We start from the raw sequence: 16,164 nt of genomic DNA, 5'->3' as shown, positions 1-16,164 counted from the left end.
ATGATCGGCGATCCCAAACCAGGTCCGCTCGAGCTCTGGATCGATGGGCAGGCCCTCGGACTTGGCGCCAGACTCCTGCGCGCCGCCGGCCTGTCGACCATGAGCGAGCAACGCGCGGTCTTCAGCAGGCGATGGCCAAGGCGCACCGAGGTTCCGCCGGGATCGGAGGACCAGATCGTGGAGTTGCCGCCGTCGACGCTGGAGGCGTTGGCGGCGCTGACGCCGACGACCGCGAGCCTATGGAAGGATTATCTGCCGGTTTGGAGTAGGGCTTTGGCCCGCGCCCGCTGGGAAACTTCCAATCGACGAGCGATCTCCCCGATCGCCGGCGCCCGCATCCTTGCGCACCACATCACGGTTGGTCGGCACACAGGCGATCAGCTCATCAGGCTCGCCCGCCTCGAGCTTGGCCGAGACTGGGACGCCCGCGATCAGCTACCAGGGCTGCTCGAGAACCTGATGACGTCCTGGCAAAGCACCGAGCGTCTAGACGCCAGGGTCGAAGCCCTGGCGGTTCTACGACGCGGCGCGCCCCCACCCCGCTGGCGGATGGTGGAGAACTTCATGATTCAAGGCTTGTTTGCTTGGCCGCTGTTTCTGGTCGAAGCAAACGGCCCCAGGGGCGCAGCTGCGCATTGCACCCTGCCCATCGGCCTTGAACTGGTCATGGACGGCGCTTCGCAGGTCCGTTGCCCGCTGCCCGCGGATCCGAGATTTGGCGATTGGGGCGCCTCGTTCGCCACCGCCCTGGCGGCCGCCAAGGATATGTGGGCGCTCAACCATCGAGCCTGGGACCCGAGTTTCCGCAAATTAGTCGCCGGCGCCTCCCTGGTCGTGGATCTCAGTGTGTCCTCCACGATTTTTGGCCGGTTCCAATCGGAATGGTGTCTCAAGGTCCAAGGCCCCTCCCATGAGGCCTATCTCGGCCTAGTGATCTTGGGTCGCCTGCTCGGCGATCCGGCGATGGAAACGATCTGCGCCACGGGTCGCTTAGCGCAAGTGATTCCCGACGCCCCGTTCGACCCCGAGGCCGGGGCGGACTACCACATCGGCTGGGTCGACGGGGTTCAAGCGAAGGTCGAAAGTGCGCAGGAGGCCCTGTTCGACCAAGTGTTGGTCCCATCGGGATCGGCTCCCGCGTCCAGGAGCGACCGCATCAAGACCGGGGAGGGCGATAAGCTCTCAGGCTTCGCCGATCATGCCTTTGGGGATGGTTGGCGGCGTCACCGATGGGTGCGTTGTCCCGATTTGGCCGAGCTGTTCCGCGCTCAACCTTCCGACGCCGTTGAGCAAAAGCAAATTGAACATGTCCGCGAATTGCTGCGCAACTCGGACAGTCCGGTTCTGCGCCTGCCGCCTGACATCACCGGGGTGGCCGTCACCAAGGCGCTCTGCGGTGTGAACCGGGCCGCAGCAACCCTGCTCGACCGACGATCTCATCGGACCGAACGTCTCGGATCCTACATCTTCGTGCGCGCCGCCCCCAAGGAAGTTGGCGAGCGATTCTGGCGCGTGGTCTGGGATGCGATCCGAGGTGAGCCCGGCAAGCTGGAAGAGCTCTGCAACGCAGCGTCGGAAATAGTCCCCGCCAAATTGCTGGCTGACGAACTCAATCGGTATGAGCCGACGGCCCGGCGTCCGACGCGCGCACCGGACGTCCTCGTCATTCTTGGCGCGAGCCAGCTTAGCTGGCCCAGCACCATGCCCCACAGCCCGGATGGCCGCCTACGAATGAGCACCATCGAAAAGGCGCTCACCTCAAACCCGGATGCCGGCTTGCTCAAGCCAACTCCGACCCCGTGCCTTGGCCGCCTACTGGGCGCCACGCGCATCGTCTTGGTATCACAAGCCGGCACGCCGACCCGGACGATCGGCCGCCACCTCCTTCCAGCGCCTTTGAGAAAGGCCGTGCAAGACCTCAGTGTCTTCCAAAACGGGTTCTCCTTCGCCACGGCGCGCCGGATGCTGGGGGTGTCGGACGCCGCTTGTCAGGACATCTTGCGCGCACTGAGGGAGCCGCGACCGGACGGACAACCGGGAATCTTGGGTTACGGTCAATCGGGCCGGCATGCGGGACCGGAAGACGCCAGCTTCGAGTATTTCCTCCGGACCCGGGTTCCGCTCCTGACCAACGCAAAGGCCCAGGCGGACATTCATGATCGCGCCGCCCACGCCTTGGTCGACTTCCTGGATCGCTCCGGGGACGTGAGGCGGTTCGACGTCCGATCCGCCCTTCGCTCCGTCACGCTGCACGAAGCTCAATATCATCTCAGTGAGGTCCGGCGCCTCAGACAAGATCGGAGTCGACGGCCTTCGATAAACCGAGATCGACTGTCGCGGATCGCGGAACCCTTTAGCTGGTCGGCGATCCGCTGGGCGGCCACGGCGTCGCGGGCGTCCGCGCCGGACCTGTTGCTGGCCGCGTGCGACGAAGTCGAACGCCGTAGAGGCAATCACGAACCCGTCCATCCCATGGAATTGGTCTGGACGGCAAAGCTGGCCTACCGCCTGGAATTTCTCAAAGGCGCGAATGTGGATGCTCGGTCGGTGCGCGACAGGATGCTCGTCGATGCCTGGGAGGGTTCATCACTTTGGCCTTCCGGCGAGCGGGAGGCATGTCGCTTTGTGATCGCGACGACGCGCGCCACCATGAATATGCGGCTGGCGATTTGCGATGCGGACCTTGCGATCGCGCGCGAGGACAATGAGCAGGCGCTACAACGACTGCGTCATGCTCAGGAAATCTTCGACCCCTCGTGGTTCGAGCTCGCCGGGGACGCGACCCAAAACGATGCTCTGGCGGTCTACATCTACAGGCAGGGTTTTCTCAACCAACATATCCGGGGAATGGAAGGCGTCTATGTCCCACTAATGTTGAAGTACGCGGGCGCATGCTGGCGTGCGCGCCGTCCTCCGATCGCGGAGCTCGTGCCCGCTCTGTTCGCGGCGCCCGAGGCGGAAATTCGCAAAGTACGCGCCATGCAGGGCGTCCCGACGACGGGGCTGAGCTGGCGGGGAGTGGTGCAGCAACGCTGGTTGATCGGCCATAACCAGTTGAGCGATCGGTCAACCGACGCGGTGTTGGGCAGATCTAAACCTGACTTCGAACTAGCGCGACCTCAGTCAGCCAAAGTACGGGACCGTCGCGATCTCGCCCTTTCTCGGGCTTTCGAAACGTAAGCCGCTCCGGCTGCGGTCTAACAACAGCATCACAATACCGTTCGATGGATCGACCTGCTTCTAGTCTTGATTGTCGCTGCGTAATCGATCCGCTTCAAACCGGCGCGCTCGCATGTCCTCCAACCGCGCTTTCGGTCGCCCAGAACAAGGTTAAGCTGTAGCCACAATAAAACGGGCTGGCCGACATGCAGAACGCACCGACAAGTAACACCCAGACGCCGACGTCGTCCCAGACTTGGGCCGAATTCGTCCGCGCCGAGGTCGAGGCTACGGATCAGGCCTATCTAGCCAAGCCGGATTTTCTTCTCGGGCACGGGCGCGCGGAGAGAGGAACGACCCGCGACTATGCAGGTCGGGAACTGCTGGAGCTCGTCCAGAACGCCGCCGACGCGGCCGCTGAAACCGGCGTTCCCGGCCGCGTTCGCATCGAAATCACCGCGGGCGGGCTGATCGTCGCAAATACCGGGCAGCCCTTCCGGACCAGCGGGGTCCGATCACTGATGGCGGCCAACACCAGCGACAAACCAGGCCGGGCCATTCGGCTGATCGGCGCCAAGGGTCTTGGCTTTCGGTCGCTCCTGAACTGGTCGCCTGAACCCTTTGTCTCAAGTGGCGCGCTGGAGATCGCCTTCTCACGTCGTCACGCATGGGCACACGCCGAGCAGTTGGCCAAGCGCAACTCGCAGTTGGCCGCACTATTGCGCGGCGCGGATCCGGCGGCGCCAATCCTCGCCTTTCCGATGGTCGGCGACGAGGCAGCCAGACACCACGGCGAGGCGATGGCGCCGCTCGTCGCGCGCGCGCGCGCGCTGCGGGACGAGGGATACCAGACCGTCATCGCCGCGGGGTTCGAAACTCCAGCCCTGCTGCAACAGGCGATCGATCAGGCCGACGAGTTCAAACCCCAGTTCCTGCTGTTCGTCCCTTCGCTCAGTGAGATCGAACTGCAGGTCTCGGGCCGACCTCCAACGCGCTGGCGACGGCGCGCTGGAGACGGCGACCTCTTGCATCTGGAAATCACCCAAGGCGAGGCGAGCACCGAGGAAACCTGGAGCTGCCGCCGGCAGAGCGGAAACACCAAGGACCGCAATGGCGCGCCTTGGGGTTACGAAGCTGCCATCGCCGTTCCCAGTCACGCGTTCACAGGCGGCAACCTGCACGCCTATTTCCCGACCGATGTCGCCCTGCCTTTTCCAGCGCTTCTGCACGCGACTCTGGAACTTGACTCAAACCGCAAGGCGCTCAACGCCCACTCGACCGTCAACACCGCGGTCCTGGGTAAGCTCGCCAATCTCTTCGCCGAAACAATCGCCGCCTACGGCAAGGGCAGGTCACATGAGCCACTGACGCTTCTCGCCCGCCGCGCCGCGTTCCCGCCCGTGCTCCAGCCGTTCGAGCAGGCCGTCTACGCCGCCGCATCGAAATTGAAGATCATCCGCACCATGAAGGGTCCCCGGGCTGCGGCGGCTGAGACCCGTGTCGGCCCCAAGGGCTACGAGACCTTCTTCCCGCGCCGGCTGTTCGGAAATCTCGCATTGTGCAGGAATGAGGCCGACCGCGCCGTCCTGGAGCGGCTTGGGGTCAAGGAATTTGACACTCGCAAGGCCCTTACCGTCCTGCGAGGAGCGGAGCTTTCCTTGAAGGAGCGCGCGAACGTTATCGTCGGCGTCGCGCGAAAGCTCCCGCGCGACCTGCATGACAGGCGGCTCATCGTCGATCCGGAGGGGCGACCGCTGGCGGGCAATAACACCTGCTTTACGGACCCGGCCTCACGGCGGCCGCCCGCCCTTCCCTCTTGGGCGCGAGCGAAGTTCATGCATCCGGACCTGTGGCGGCTGGTCAGCAGCGAGCTTGAGGGCGCCCCGCGCGCGCGGATTGGTCAACTCTCTGGGTTCGGCGTTCATGAATTCAACGTCGAGGGCGTCATCACCTCGCTACGAGCTCAAGCAATGCTCGTTCGTGAGCGCGGGCGCCTCGACACCGAGCGCGTTCGCGTCGAACTGCTGCAGGCGGTCTTCAACCTGTTCATGGGCGAGGGCAGACAGGCCATCTACCCGGCAGGCCGCCTTGAGGTGCGATGCCAGGATGGAAAGTGGCGGGACGCGCGCGAGGTCCATCTGTCAAGTTTCTATGGCGGGACCGGCCCCCTTGTCTCCGCGCTCTATCAAGGCCGCCCCGACCTGCTTGTGGCTTCGCCAGAAGCGTGCGGCCTGTCGGGCGATCCGGCAGACCTGTGGCGTTTCTTCCAATGGATAGGCGTCAAGATCTGGCCTCGGCAAACAGGATTTCAGAGCGTGCCGTCCAAGCTCTGGACGACGCTGGTTTCGGCCCTGCCGGAAACCTTCGACGTGTCCGAAGGCAACTTTCAGGACACCATCAAGCGGAGTGAACTGTCCTATTGGGACGCCAACGCCACCTACGAAACCATCGAGGGTCTGGACGATATTCTTTCGTCGGCACCGAGCGAGGCGGTCCTGGCGTGGCTGGCGCAAGACCCACGCATGAGCCAGCCCTTCGTCACAAGACTGAGCGCCCGGACCGGTAGGAAGCAGCATCGACGATACCACGGCCCCTTGCCGGATCTGGTCCGCCACAGCATAGGCGCCACCGCCTGGCTCGCCGTCAGGAGCGGCGAACGTGCAGCGCCTTTCGACACCATGCAATCGCCAGGACGCCTCGGCGATCTCTTCCCCGCACCATCCCCACCGAGCGACGACTACGCCTTCGGTCTGGATCGCGAGACCTGGGCCAGGGCGCTACACTTGGCCGGATCGCCTCGCGGACTAATGGATCTCCGCGAGGGGCGGATCTTCGCCCTGCTTGGCAGCCTCGAACAACGGGGCGCGTCCACTGAACTGGTGCGCAGGCTCTACGGGCAGATCCTCGAGCTCGATGATTTTGACCCCAGGCGCGCGCCGGTTGAGGCCGATGTCTTCTTCCGCACGGGCCGTCTGCAGGTGCGCCGCGGAGCGAGCGTCGGATGGGCGGACGTTGGGCAGACCTTCTATCTGGATCGCGACAACCTGCCGGCCGCGGCCCTAGATCTGGTAGCTCTGATCGACCTGCCATCGCGGCGGAACGCCGCCGACACCCTCGCCCGCTTCGGGGCTGCGCCACTCAGCCGCCGCAGACTCAGGATGACGGTCATGGAGCGGCACGAGGAAGGCGGCACCATCACCGCGATCCTCCGGCGCCTGTGGGCCGCATCGCTTCCCTACATCCGTGCTCATCGCCGGGCGGCGAACTCCGATGCAGCCGCTTTTCGGCCGATCGAAAAATTTCGGCTTTTGATCTGCACGACAGCGATCATTCAGATCGACTTGGAGGACAAGACCCGCACGGCCGCCCTCGAACCCTGGAAGCAAGTGATCGCCGACGACGACCTCATCATTGTGGTTGATCCGCTCGCCCAGGAGTCAGACATCGTGTTCCTGGCCGCCGAGGTCATCGGTGACGCGGTCGCCGAGCGGCTCGGTCTGCAGTCCGGCGGCGAGTTCACCAGGCTACTCTCAGCCCCCAGCGATAGCCTGCGCGCGGTACAGCTCCGGCGCATGCTGACCCATCGCTCGGCTGAGGAAATAGAGGCGCTCATGGCCGAGCTGGAGCCTGATCCCGTCGAGGGTCTAAGCCACGGCGTAGACGCTGCGACCCTGGCCAGAGCACTGGCCCCTGCCCCTGCCCCTGCCCCTGTCCCGCCCGCGCCCGCTTCAACGCCGGCGCCATCAACGTCGCCGGGTGGCGGCATGCCGCCGACCGCAGCCAGTCCACCCACGCCTACGCAGCCCGGACCGGTGGTGGGAGTGACGGCCGGGCCCCAGCAACCACGACTTGGCGGCGGGGGCGGGGGCGGCGGGGGCGGGGGCGGCGGGGGCGGTCTGCGGGTCGGCGGGTTCACAGGAGCACTGGGCGCGCCGCGAGATCCCGATCATCCGGCGGACGCCGAGGCGTGGGCTGAGTTCTATGAGACGAGCGAGGGACGGTTTGCCCTCGATGTCAGCCGGCTTCAGGGTCGCGGTGCCTTTGGCTGCGACCTCCTCAGCTTCCCGACGAGCGAAGACCGCGACCTCTTCGCGTCCGATCCGTCACGGACGGACCTGATCGCCCGGTACATTGAAGTAAAATCCGGCGTCGTCCGGCTCGTCGCCAACGAGATGGACGCGGCTGCGTGTCATGGCGCGAAATACTTCGTATACCGGATCCAATTCGACGCGGACGGCCGTGACTCCGCCAACCTCGCCATTGTGTCGGACCCGCTGGCGCACGGCCACGCGCTGGCGCGCGAATGCGACATTCGCGTAGATGACATCCCATCGGCTCTGAACATCAAATTGAAGGCCGTGCGCGTCGCGGCCTAGTTCGGGTCGACAAACAGTGGCGTAGCTTGGCCAAATCGAACGCCGGTGCTTTGGGTAAGCCGTACCCCAGGAGCTCTGTGCGCCTACGCGCCCTCTAGGATTCAAAGGGAGCCCTGTTGGACACCACGGAGAACTACGGTTTCGTAATTTCGAGGTAATGCTCCGCGCGAATACACTGATATCGCTACAGATTAGACAAAACTGATCGTCCCGCACCGCCTCGACAACCTGCATTCCAACGCAGAAAGACGCCGAAACGCGCCATTTCTTCCCGCTGGATCCGCCAGCGAGGATACAACGCCCGAAGCAGACATCATGAACGTCGGTTCGCGGTGGGAGCCGGAATTGCTTGGGAGCCTGCTACGGGGATGCGTTAGCGCTTCATCAAGGCGGTCGGCTCCTCTATCGTAAACACGGGGGAGTTTATCGAATTGACGCTGCACACTTGTCCGCCACCAAAAAAAGCGATCAAGCGTTGGGTGACGCCTTATCCGAGCACCGAAGGCAACTACGGGCACCTTCTGCTCGAGCAGAAATGCGAATGCGACGACGAACTGGTCGATGACTTCATCGCCTATTTTGAGTCAGCGCATGCCGATGCCAGGGCCTATTTTCACACCCAGCTCGGCATCGAACTTCATCCTGATGCTGCCGACGACGGCGCGCATGCGGCCTATCCGACCTGCCTCCCCTCGATCACTCGCCGTGGCCTGTTTGGTGAAGTCATGGCGGGCATGCTCACCCAGCATTTCGACTATGTCGGCGGCCATGACTGGGTAATCCCGGTCTTCCTGTTTCGATTCCACGAGGACGCCGAGCAGTACATGTTCGAGCTAGCGCGGGACCCGGCTCGCAAGCGCGAAGTCTATGGCCGACGCGGCTCCGACTTTCTCGCACTCGCCATTGATGATGATGGGGCCGTCGTTCGCTTCATCGCTGGCGAGGCGAAGTGGCGAAAGAAGCTCCAGAAGGCGGTTGTGCACACCCTGATGCATGGCACCGAAGTCACCAACAAGGTCACTAAGGTCGTCAAGAATGATGGAAAGGGCATTTGGGCCCAGATCAACAAGGCGCCGCAGGTGCCACATGGCCTGCGGCAGCTCCAACGACTGCTCAAGGACATCGATCCCGAAGCGTATTCGGCCGCGATCCTGTCGCTTGATCGCGCGCTCGTCGTCCAGGGCGCAGAGGCAATACCGAGGACAAACCTGATTCTTATCGCCGGAAACGATGTGCCGAGCCGCAAGACGGCGCATCCGCTCATCCAATGGAAGCCAGTGCCGGACGAATACGCAGCGCCGCACGATCTGCAGGTGGTCGAGCTGATCCTCAATGACGGTGAGAAGCTGATTGACCGCATATATGATGCGCTCTGGGCGCAAGCCTGATGCCAGAGCACGATCAGGAACGGCTGAATGTCGCCAACGGCGTGCGCATCGGTCTCGCCACGGAGAATGAGTTATCCGCCGATCAGGCGCGCTCCTACGTTCGGTGCCTGCAGATCGGTTGGAATGTGGCGACCATCGCGTGGAGCCGCGATGATTCCCGCGTTCAGCTCGCCGAGGCTCGCCGCCTGCTGCAAGCGGCTGAAATCTTCGTCGATGTTGAAGGCGCGGGTTCGCCGCGTGCGATCGATTGCTACCGGCGTGCCGGTGAAGCCCTAGAATGGCTGTCCCGCTCAGCGGACAAAGTACGCCGGCTGGCGCCAATCACACTCCTCGCTGGCGCTGCATTTCAGCTTGGCGGTTTGCCGGCAATGGCGTCCGGGCTCCTCGCCCAAGTGGATCACGACGAGGAGGACGGCACAGAGCTGTTCGCGCGTTTCTTCCAGGCCGATTTTGACGGCGTACTGAAGCAGGCGATGGCGTTCTGGCGCGAAAACCCTGACCTGACGGATACTGCGGCCTCGCGTCGGATTTTGGCGGAGGCGGACGCCGACGACAGGCTGGCATGGTACTTCACGGTCGAGCTCGTACGAACCCTCGGCCTCTTCGCAGACTCGATCCGCCGCGGCGATGACGCGCGCCTCACCATGGCGTCCGCAAAGCTCAAGGCGCTCGATGCGATGGCGGCGCGAACCTTTAGCGACGACGTATCGCTGGTGGTGACGTTGCTCCGACAGGTCGCCGACCGATTTGTCGGCGCTAGCATCTACGGTCCAGCGCGTGCGCTCGGCGCGCTGAACGCTGAAAAGCTTCCCAGAATGCTTGCCTTTGCCCGCGAACAATTTGCTCGTGGCCGCGGGATCCTATGGTCGTCTCAGCAGGCTGGCCTGAAACGTTTGCAGGAGAATGCCTCTTTCGCGCTGTGCACGCCGACGGGATCAGGGAAGACACTCGTTGCCAATCTTGGCCTAGTGAGGGAATTGCTGCTCCGCGACCATGGAGACGTCGTTCCCCTTGCTCTCTACCTGGTCCCATCCAGGGCGTTGGCTGGAGAGGTCGAGGCAAAGCTCACCTCCGAACTGGGACGCGACCTGATTGTCACAGGTCTATACGGCGGGGCCGACTGGGGTATCACTGACTATTGGCTGAATGCCGACCGACCGACCGTCCTGATCGCGACCGTGGAGAAGGCGGACGCGCTGATGCGGTATCTCGCCCCGTTGCTGCTCAGCCGGCTTCGACTGCTCATTGTCGATGAGGCCCATCAGGTGCTTCCCGAAGACACCGACAACGGACGGGTGGCGTTTGCGGATCACAGCAGCCGCGCGCTCCGCTTGGAAAGCTTCGTTTCGCGTCTTCTTACACAGTCGCCCGACATCGTCAGGATCGCGCTCACCGCAGTCGCGGGAGGCGCCGCAGGTCCCGTCGCGCGCTGGATGGAGGGCAATGCGGAAGCGGAGGCGATCGGCCTGCGCTATCGCAGCACGAGACAGGTGATCGGGGTGCTGCGGACGACGCCCGAACGACGGTCGATCATGCATCTTGAGCTGGTGAATGGGATGCCCCTCCACGTTCAGGAGCGCGCGAACCCGGTTTACCTGAACCTCACGACACCGGCGATGCCTAAGCTGCCGGCGACGATGCGTTCGAGCCTCTATCGCTTCAACCAGCTCACGGTCCTCTGGACCGCGTTGCATCTGGCTGCAGCCGATCGCCGGATCCTGATCTCGGTCGCGCAGGAACCCGAGCAGACGATGGGCTGGTTCGTTCAGGCCTTCGCGCTGCCGACGTGGGCCAAGCTCCCCGCATTCAAGGCGCCTGATGGTTGGCGCGGCGAGCTGTTCGCCGAAGCCCGTGCCTGCTGCATCGATTATTGCGGCGAGGGCTCGTACGAATTGAAGCTGCTAGACTGCGGAATTGCTACCAGTCATGGGCAGATGCCGCAGAAGCTGCGGCGGCTGATGGTTGCCGTTATCGAAGCGAAGGTCTGTCCGATAACGGTTGCGACAGCGACGTTGACCGAAGGGGTGAACCTTCCATTCGATCTGATCTTCGTTACGTCGCTCAAACGCAGCGCGTACGACAATGTCACACGGCGACCAGTAATCACGCCGTTCACGCCAGCAGAGTTTCGGAACCTTGCAGGCCGCGCCGGACGGCCCGGTTCGACGAGAGGCATGGAAGGGATCACGTTGGTGGCCTTGCCAACGACGATCGTCACCACCGCCCCAGGTCAAAAAGCGACCCAGCGCGAGCAGCGAACCGGCTTGCAGGACGATTACGACAATCTGCGCAAGGCCCTTAGGGCCGACGAACTTGCTGGCGACGCATCGCTGAGCCCGCTGGTGATGCTGCTGAAGGAGTTGCGCGGGAAGGCGCGCCGCCTTCTCGGCATCGCGGGAGAGGAGGCGTTCCTTGCTTGGCTTGACCAAGTTTCCCCGGCGGAGCTTAGCGACGACGCCGGCAAGGGCGCGAACGACGGGCCGTCTCGCCTTGCCGATACCCTCGACGAGCTTGATGCCTTCGTGATGACCGCGCTTGAGGAGCTCAAGACGGTCGGCGAGGCGATGGGTTCTGCTGAGGCCGAAGCCCGTCTCGCCCAGCTCTGGCAGAAGACCTTTTCGTTCGCCGCGGCAGCGCAGGAAGACTGGCTTGAGCGCGCCATCATTCGGCGAGGGCAGGCTGTCGTGGAGCAGATCTACCCCGATGCGGAGGAGCGCCAACGTCTGTATCAATATGGCTTCTCGCCACTGGTCGGTCGTCGTTTTGAGGCGGTAGCGCCGCGGATCGTGGACCTTCTTTCAGCGGCTGGCGACTATGGGACCGAGACCGCCGCGCAGCGTGTGGCTCATTTCGTGGCGATCGGAGAGTTGCTACAGAACGATCGCGGCTTCGGGTTCAGGGTACGCGATACCGTGACCGACGCGAACATGCTCGAGAATTGGACTGGGATTCTTGATTGGTGGATGCGCGTGCCGGGTGTTCACCATCCGGCCGCTGGCGATCTTCGCGCACGCCAGCGTTTCGTCGCGGACAATCTTGAATTCCGCTTGGGCGTGGCGATCGGCGCAGTCGTCGCGCAGAAGTGGACTGCCGGCGCCGATGATCCGCTCGCGATCCCTTCGCTCGAGGCATGGAAGACGACGACCGGACTTCCCTGGTTCGGCTTTTGGGCGCGCGAACTTCTGCGGTGGGGGACCCTCGATCCCTTCGTAGCCTTTGCGCAGGCGCAAGGACGGGCGCGAACCCGTAAAGAGGCAGAGATCTTGCGCAAGGATTTTGAAACCTGGCTAGAAGACGAGATTGACGACCCGACGAGTGACGACCTGATCGATCCGCAGCGCTTCCTTGCCTGGGAAAAGACCCTGCCGGCGCGTGCAGTTGACCAGGCCGCCGCCCTGCCTGAAGAAGCACGATTGACTGGCACCGAGGGGGCGAAGCGGCGGTACAATGTGCTGCCGGTGGCCGGTGACGACGAGGTGCTATGGTTCGATGCCGCTGGCTACGAACTGGCGCGCTCAGAGGACGTGCTCGGGGCTTACGACGCAAGCGGCACTGAACATGATTATGTGCTGACCACTATGGGCCAGCCAACCGTCAACCGGGTGTTCAAGAAGCAGGGCAAGGCATAATCATCTAGAGAGATCGGGCGGCTGTTTGCTCATGGTAAATCTACCCGAATGGTTATTCGACTGGCGCCAAGTTGAACGGCGCCCGCTTGGATGATGACACCTGATGGTTTGTAGTAGCTTGGCCGGTTCGAACGCCGACACCTGTCTGAGCAAGGTCCGGTGCCTGGGTCATCCGCATGCCGAGACGCCTAGGCCGGTTTCACTGTTCCGGCAGGACGAAGACGCTGCCCGCCGACGCGAAGCACGATAGAGCAGGCTCATGCCTGCTCCCCTGCTCCTCGCCGCCGCCATCATCGCCTGCAACGCGCCCAAGATTCACGACGGCGACACGCTCCGCTGCGGATCTGAAAGCGTCCGACTGTTCGGTGTCGACGCTCCCGAGGTGCGTCGCGGCGCGACGCCGGCCGAACCGCTGGCCTATGAGGCGCGCGGCGAGCTCCTGCGCCTGACGCGAGGACGGGTCGGCTGCCGCTTCGTCGACCGGGACCGCTACGGCCGGTTCGTGGGCCGCTGCTGGTCGGACGCGTCGCCTGACCTGAACGCGGCGCTGATCCGCTCCGGCTTCGCCACGGAGTATCGCCGCTACAGCAAGGGCCTTTATTCGGCAGCGGAAGCCAAGGCCCGCGCCGAGGGCCGAGGGGCGTGGGCCGCCTCCAAGCCCATCCAGCCGAAACAGCCCGTCACGCCCTGACCCACGAATTCGCGAGGGCGACGCCCGCCGACCAATCGGGACCCGAGGCGTTATCGACCGCGAGACTGGACGAGGACGGGAGACCCAGCATGATCGAGCGGACCTTCGAGCCCGGAGAACAGGTGCTGCGCACGGGCGCGGACCTGCCCCATCTCGGCGTTTTCAACGGCCAGGTTTACGAGGTCGAGGACTTCGCGCGCCACCATGCCGAAGGCCTCTATGTCCGGGGCGTGCCCGAGGGCCTGGACCCGGCCTGTTTCCAGCCGCACGAACTCTAGCGCTCGCGGCCCCGGGGGGCCTTCGCTAGGAAAGATTGGCGAGTCCCGGGCGGCGAGCCCCGCCGTTGTCGGTCAGCACGGGCAGGATGTCGGCGCGCCGCATCGCCTCGGCGCGAACAGCTTTGACATGCCGGGTGTGGGCCTCGCACGGATTGTCCCTGACGTTCAACGGCAAGGAAAGGCCCGAGGCGAGGATGCTCCGCTCCAGCAGCCAGGGCCGATCGGTCTCCTGCCAGGTCACGAAAGCATGTTGGTCCATCCAGCTATCCAGGACCTGTTCGCCGGCGTTGCCGAACGTGTAGCGCTCGCCCGATCCGACGCGCCGCAAGGCGATGCCCAGGGTGTCGCCGAGCAGGCAGCCCAGCGTCTTGCGCAGCGTCGAGCCGGCAGCGTTGCCCGCATAGTGGGTGCGCAGCCGCTGGCGCAGGGTTGATCGGGACGGCGCGCGGCCGTTGGCCGGCGGCTCCTTGGGCGAGATGCCGACATAGAGCAGGCAGAGATCGCCGTTCCGGTGGCAGCCGCTCCGATCGACCGCGCCTGGAGGGCCATCGAAGTACCAGGCGTAGACACCTGCCGCCGCCGGCGCGGGGGATGGCCTTGCGAGGACCTCCTGGCGCGACCACAGCCGCGCGCCGGCGCCGATGCCGGGAAAGATCGCCAGGTTCAGCACCGATCCGAGAACCGGTCATAGGCTTCGATCCGCCGGCTGAGCAGGTCGACCTCCCCGCGATAGATCTCCTTCTGGAGAAACGACAGTTCCTCATCCTTTTGCGCGTCGGCCACGTCGATGTACCAGCAGCGCGGCGGCACGCCATCGTCGCCATTCCAGCGATAGCCGCGAGCCTTGAGCAGGTCCTTCATCGCGAACGGCGAGTTCTCGGCCCAGATGCGCCAAGTGGGCGTGCGCGCGGTTTCGAGAAGCTTGGCCAGCGCCGGAACGCCGCTCTTGGGCAGGTCGGTCGCCAGCAGTTCGATGGCCGCCGCGCAGTCGTTGACCGCCCGGTGGCGGTCGTAGAAGAAGCCGGCGCCAGCGGCGAGGTAGCCGAGTTTCACCCCCTCGTGGCCCTCGGCGCTCCAGTCGACCTGGGTCATGGAGCAGGCCCAGGGCTTGGTGCGGAACACCTCGCAGAACCGCTCCAGGAAGCGCCGGTCGAAGGCGGCGTTGTGGGCAATGACCAGGGCGGCCGGCGCCGCCGCCGCGGTCACGGCGTCTAGATCGATGGACTTGCCCGCCACCATGGCGTCGTCGATGCCGGTCAGGGCGGTGATTTCCGCAGGGATCGGCTCGGCCGGCTGGCGAAAACCGTGGAAGGGTTCGCCGGTCTCGTAGATCCGTCCGTCGAGGCCGTAGCGGAAGGGGACCATCGCCAGTTCGATGATCTCGTCGCGGCGCGGATCCAACCCCGTGGTCTCGACGTCGACGAACAGGCCCCAGCGGGTGGCGATCCCATCGGGAACGACAATCCGCGGTCTTGGGCCCAGAAGACGCAACACCCGGTATTCGCCGCTCGCCCGCAGGGCCGCCGCCATCGCCTCCAGATCCAGGTCCTGCTCCGCCATTCCCTCCGCATATCACCGCTGACGCGGGCCAGACCAGCCGCGCGCCGCACGCCCTGCGGAGGTTTCGCGCTCCGGTCGATTGACTCCGGTCGATAGTTTAGAACATTTGGAGAACATTCTGGAAATCCGCCATGTCCCCTCCCCCTCGCCGTGGGCGCCTCGCCGCGCCCGCCGGCCAGCCGCCTCGCGTCTGGCGCCGCTGCATCGAGATGCTGACCCGCCAGCGCGAGCGAACGGGCGATCTTTCGAGCCGGACGCTCTATTTCACCTTCCCGGGGGCCAATGGCCATTCCCGCAGCCGCGTGACCTTCGTCTCGCCCGAACACGTCCCCGATTTCGCCGGCGAGACGGCCTGGTTCGAGATGGAACTGACGGCCGGGGTTCCCTGGTCCTATTGGCGCGCCGTGCGTCAGGTCGATCCGCCCGCGTCCTCGTCGACCGCGAAACGCAAGGTCCCCTGATGAGCCTTCAGCCCAGCCTCTTTGACCTGCCACCTTCCCCGCCAAAGGCCATGCCCGCAGGCTTCCGATACCAGCCCGACCTGATCACCGCCGAGGAGGAAGGCGATCTGGCGCGCCGGTTCGAGGACCTGGACTTCAAGCCCTACGAACATCTGGGCTATCTGGGAAACCGGCGCGTCGCCGGGTTCGGCTGGCGACGGGGCGCCGACGGCGCCTTGGTCGAGACCGGTGAGGCCCTGCCCGATTTCCTCGTCCCGCTCCTGGAGCGGGTCGCGGCGTTCACGGGTCTGGCCCGCGAGACCTTCCGGCACGCCCTGGTCACCGAATATGCGCCGGGGGCCGGGATCGGCTGGCATCGCGACCGGCCCCCGGCCGTCGCCATCGCCGGTGTCTCGCTGCTATCGACCGCCACCTTCCGCCTGCGCCGCAAGATCGGCGACAGGTGGGAGCGCGCCTCGATCCTGGCCGCGCCGCGTTCGGCCTATCTGATGAGCGGGTCCTCTCGCAGCGACTGGCAGCACAGCATCCCGCCGGTCGAGACCCTGCGCTATTCGGTGACCTTCCGGACAGTTCGCGCCTGAGGCCAAACCGCCGATGGATGTTCCCCTTTGGTTCGCATACC

The 16,164-nt window shown here is 64.7% G+C and carries 10 protein-coding genes; 8 read left to right on the top strand and 2 right to left on the bottom strand.

The window, feature by feature from the left end; all coding sequences use genetic code 11:
- The 6 genes from AC07NX_RS17120 to AC07NX_RS17095 all read left to right on the top strand — a co-directional run bounded on the left by AC07NX_RS17120 (position 1) and on the right by AC07NX_RS17095 (position 13,521).
- A complete protein-coding gene (locus tag AC07NX_RS17120; RefSeq protein ID WP_494643399.1) occupies positions 1-3,180 on the top strand; it encodes a hypothetical protein in 3,180 nt (1,059 codons plus the stop codon).
- 185 nt (positions 3,181-3,365) lie between these two features.
- On the top strand, positions 3,366-7,535 hold the full coding sequence (locus AC07NX_RS17115; protein ID WP_494643398.1) for a sacsin N-terminal ATP-binding-like domain-containing protein: 4,170 nt from the start codon (positions 3,366-3,368) through the stop codon (positions 7,533-7,535).
- A gap of 431 nt (positions 7,536-7,966) precedes the next feature.
- Positions 7,967-8,923, top strand: a complete 957-nt coding sequence (locus tag AC07NX_RS17110; protein WP_494643397.1) for an aminotransferase — start codon at positions 7,967-7,969, stop codon at positions 8,921-8,923.
- The gene (locus tag AC07NX_RS17105; RefSeq protein ID WP_494643395.1) at positions 8,923-12,552 is read left to right on the top strand and encodes a DEAD/DEAH box helicase; all 3,630 of its coding nucleotides are present in this window, start codon (positions 8,923-8,925) and stop codon (positions 12,550-12,552) included. The genes AC07NX_RS17110 and AC07NX_RS17105 overlap by 1 nt, the downstream gene beginning before the upstream one ends.
- 259 nt (positions 12,553-12,811) lie before the next feature.
- Complete coding sequence (locus AC07NX_RS17100; RefSeq protein ID WP_494643393.1) at positions 12,812-13,243, top strand: thermonuclease family protein; 432 nt, start codon at positions 12,812-12,814, stop codon at positions 13,241-13,243.
- 89 nt (positions 13,244-13,332) lie between these two features.
- Positions 13,333-13,521, top strand: coding sequence for a hypothetical protein (locus AC07NX_RS17095; protein ID WP_163230752.1), 189 nt, complete (start codon positions 13,333-13,335; stop codon positions 13,519-13,521).
- A gap of 25 nt (positions 13,522-13,546) precedes the next feature.
- On the opposite strand, the gene AC07NX_RS17090 is transcribed toward AC07NX_RS17095, so the two are convergent.
- Entirely contained in the window at positions 13,547-14,191 is a 645-nt protein-coding gene (locus tag AC07NX_RS17090; protein WP_494643392.1) for a GIY-YIG nuclease family protein, read from the bottom strand.
- Entirely contained in the window at positions 14,185-15,081 is an 897-nt protein-coding gene (locus AC07NX_RS17085; RefSeq protein ID WP_494643390.1) for a 3'-5' exonuclease, read from the bottom strand. The genes AC07NX_RS17090 and AC07NX_RS17085 overlap by 7 nt, the downstream gene beginning before the upstream one ends.
- Positions 15,082-15,212: 131 nt before the next feature.
- On the opposite strand from AC07NX_RS17085, the gene AC07NX_RS17080 reads away from it, so the two are divergent.
- On the top strand, positions 15,213-15,542 hold the full coding sequence (locus tag AC07NX_RS17080; RefSeq protein ID WP_494643388.1) for a hypothetical protein: 330 nt from the start codon (positions 15,213-15,215) through the stop codon (positions 15,540-15,542).
- A 50-nt stretch (positions 15,543-15,592) separates the two neighbouring features.
- Complete coding sequence (locus AC07NX_RS17075; RefSeq protein ID WP_494643387.1) at positions 15,593-16,123, top strand: alpha-ketoglutarate-dependent dioxygenase AlkB; 531 nt, start codon at positions 15,593-15,595, stop codon at positions 16,121-16,123.
- Positions 16,124-16,164: the final 41 nt, after the last annotated feature.

This window comes from Caulobacter sp. GW821-FHT09A05, assembly GCF_059418465.1.
Note: the sequence above shows the minus strand (reverse complement) of the source record. Positions and strands in the feature narration are given on the sequence as shown.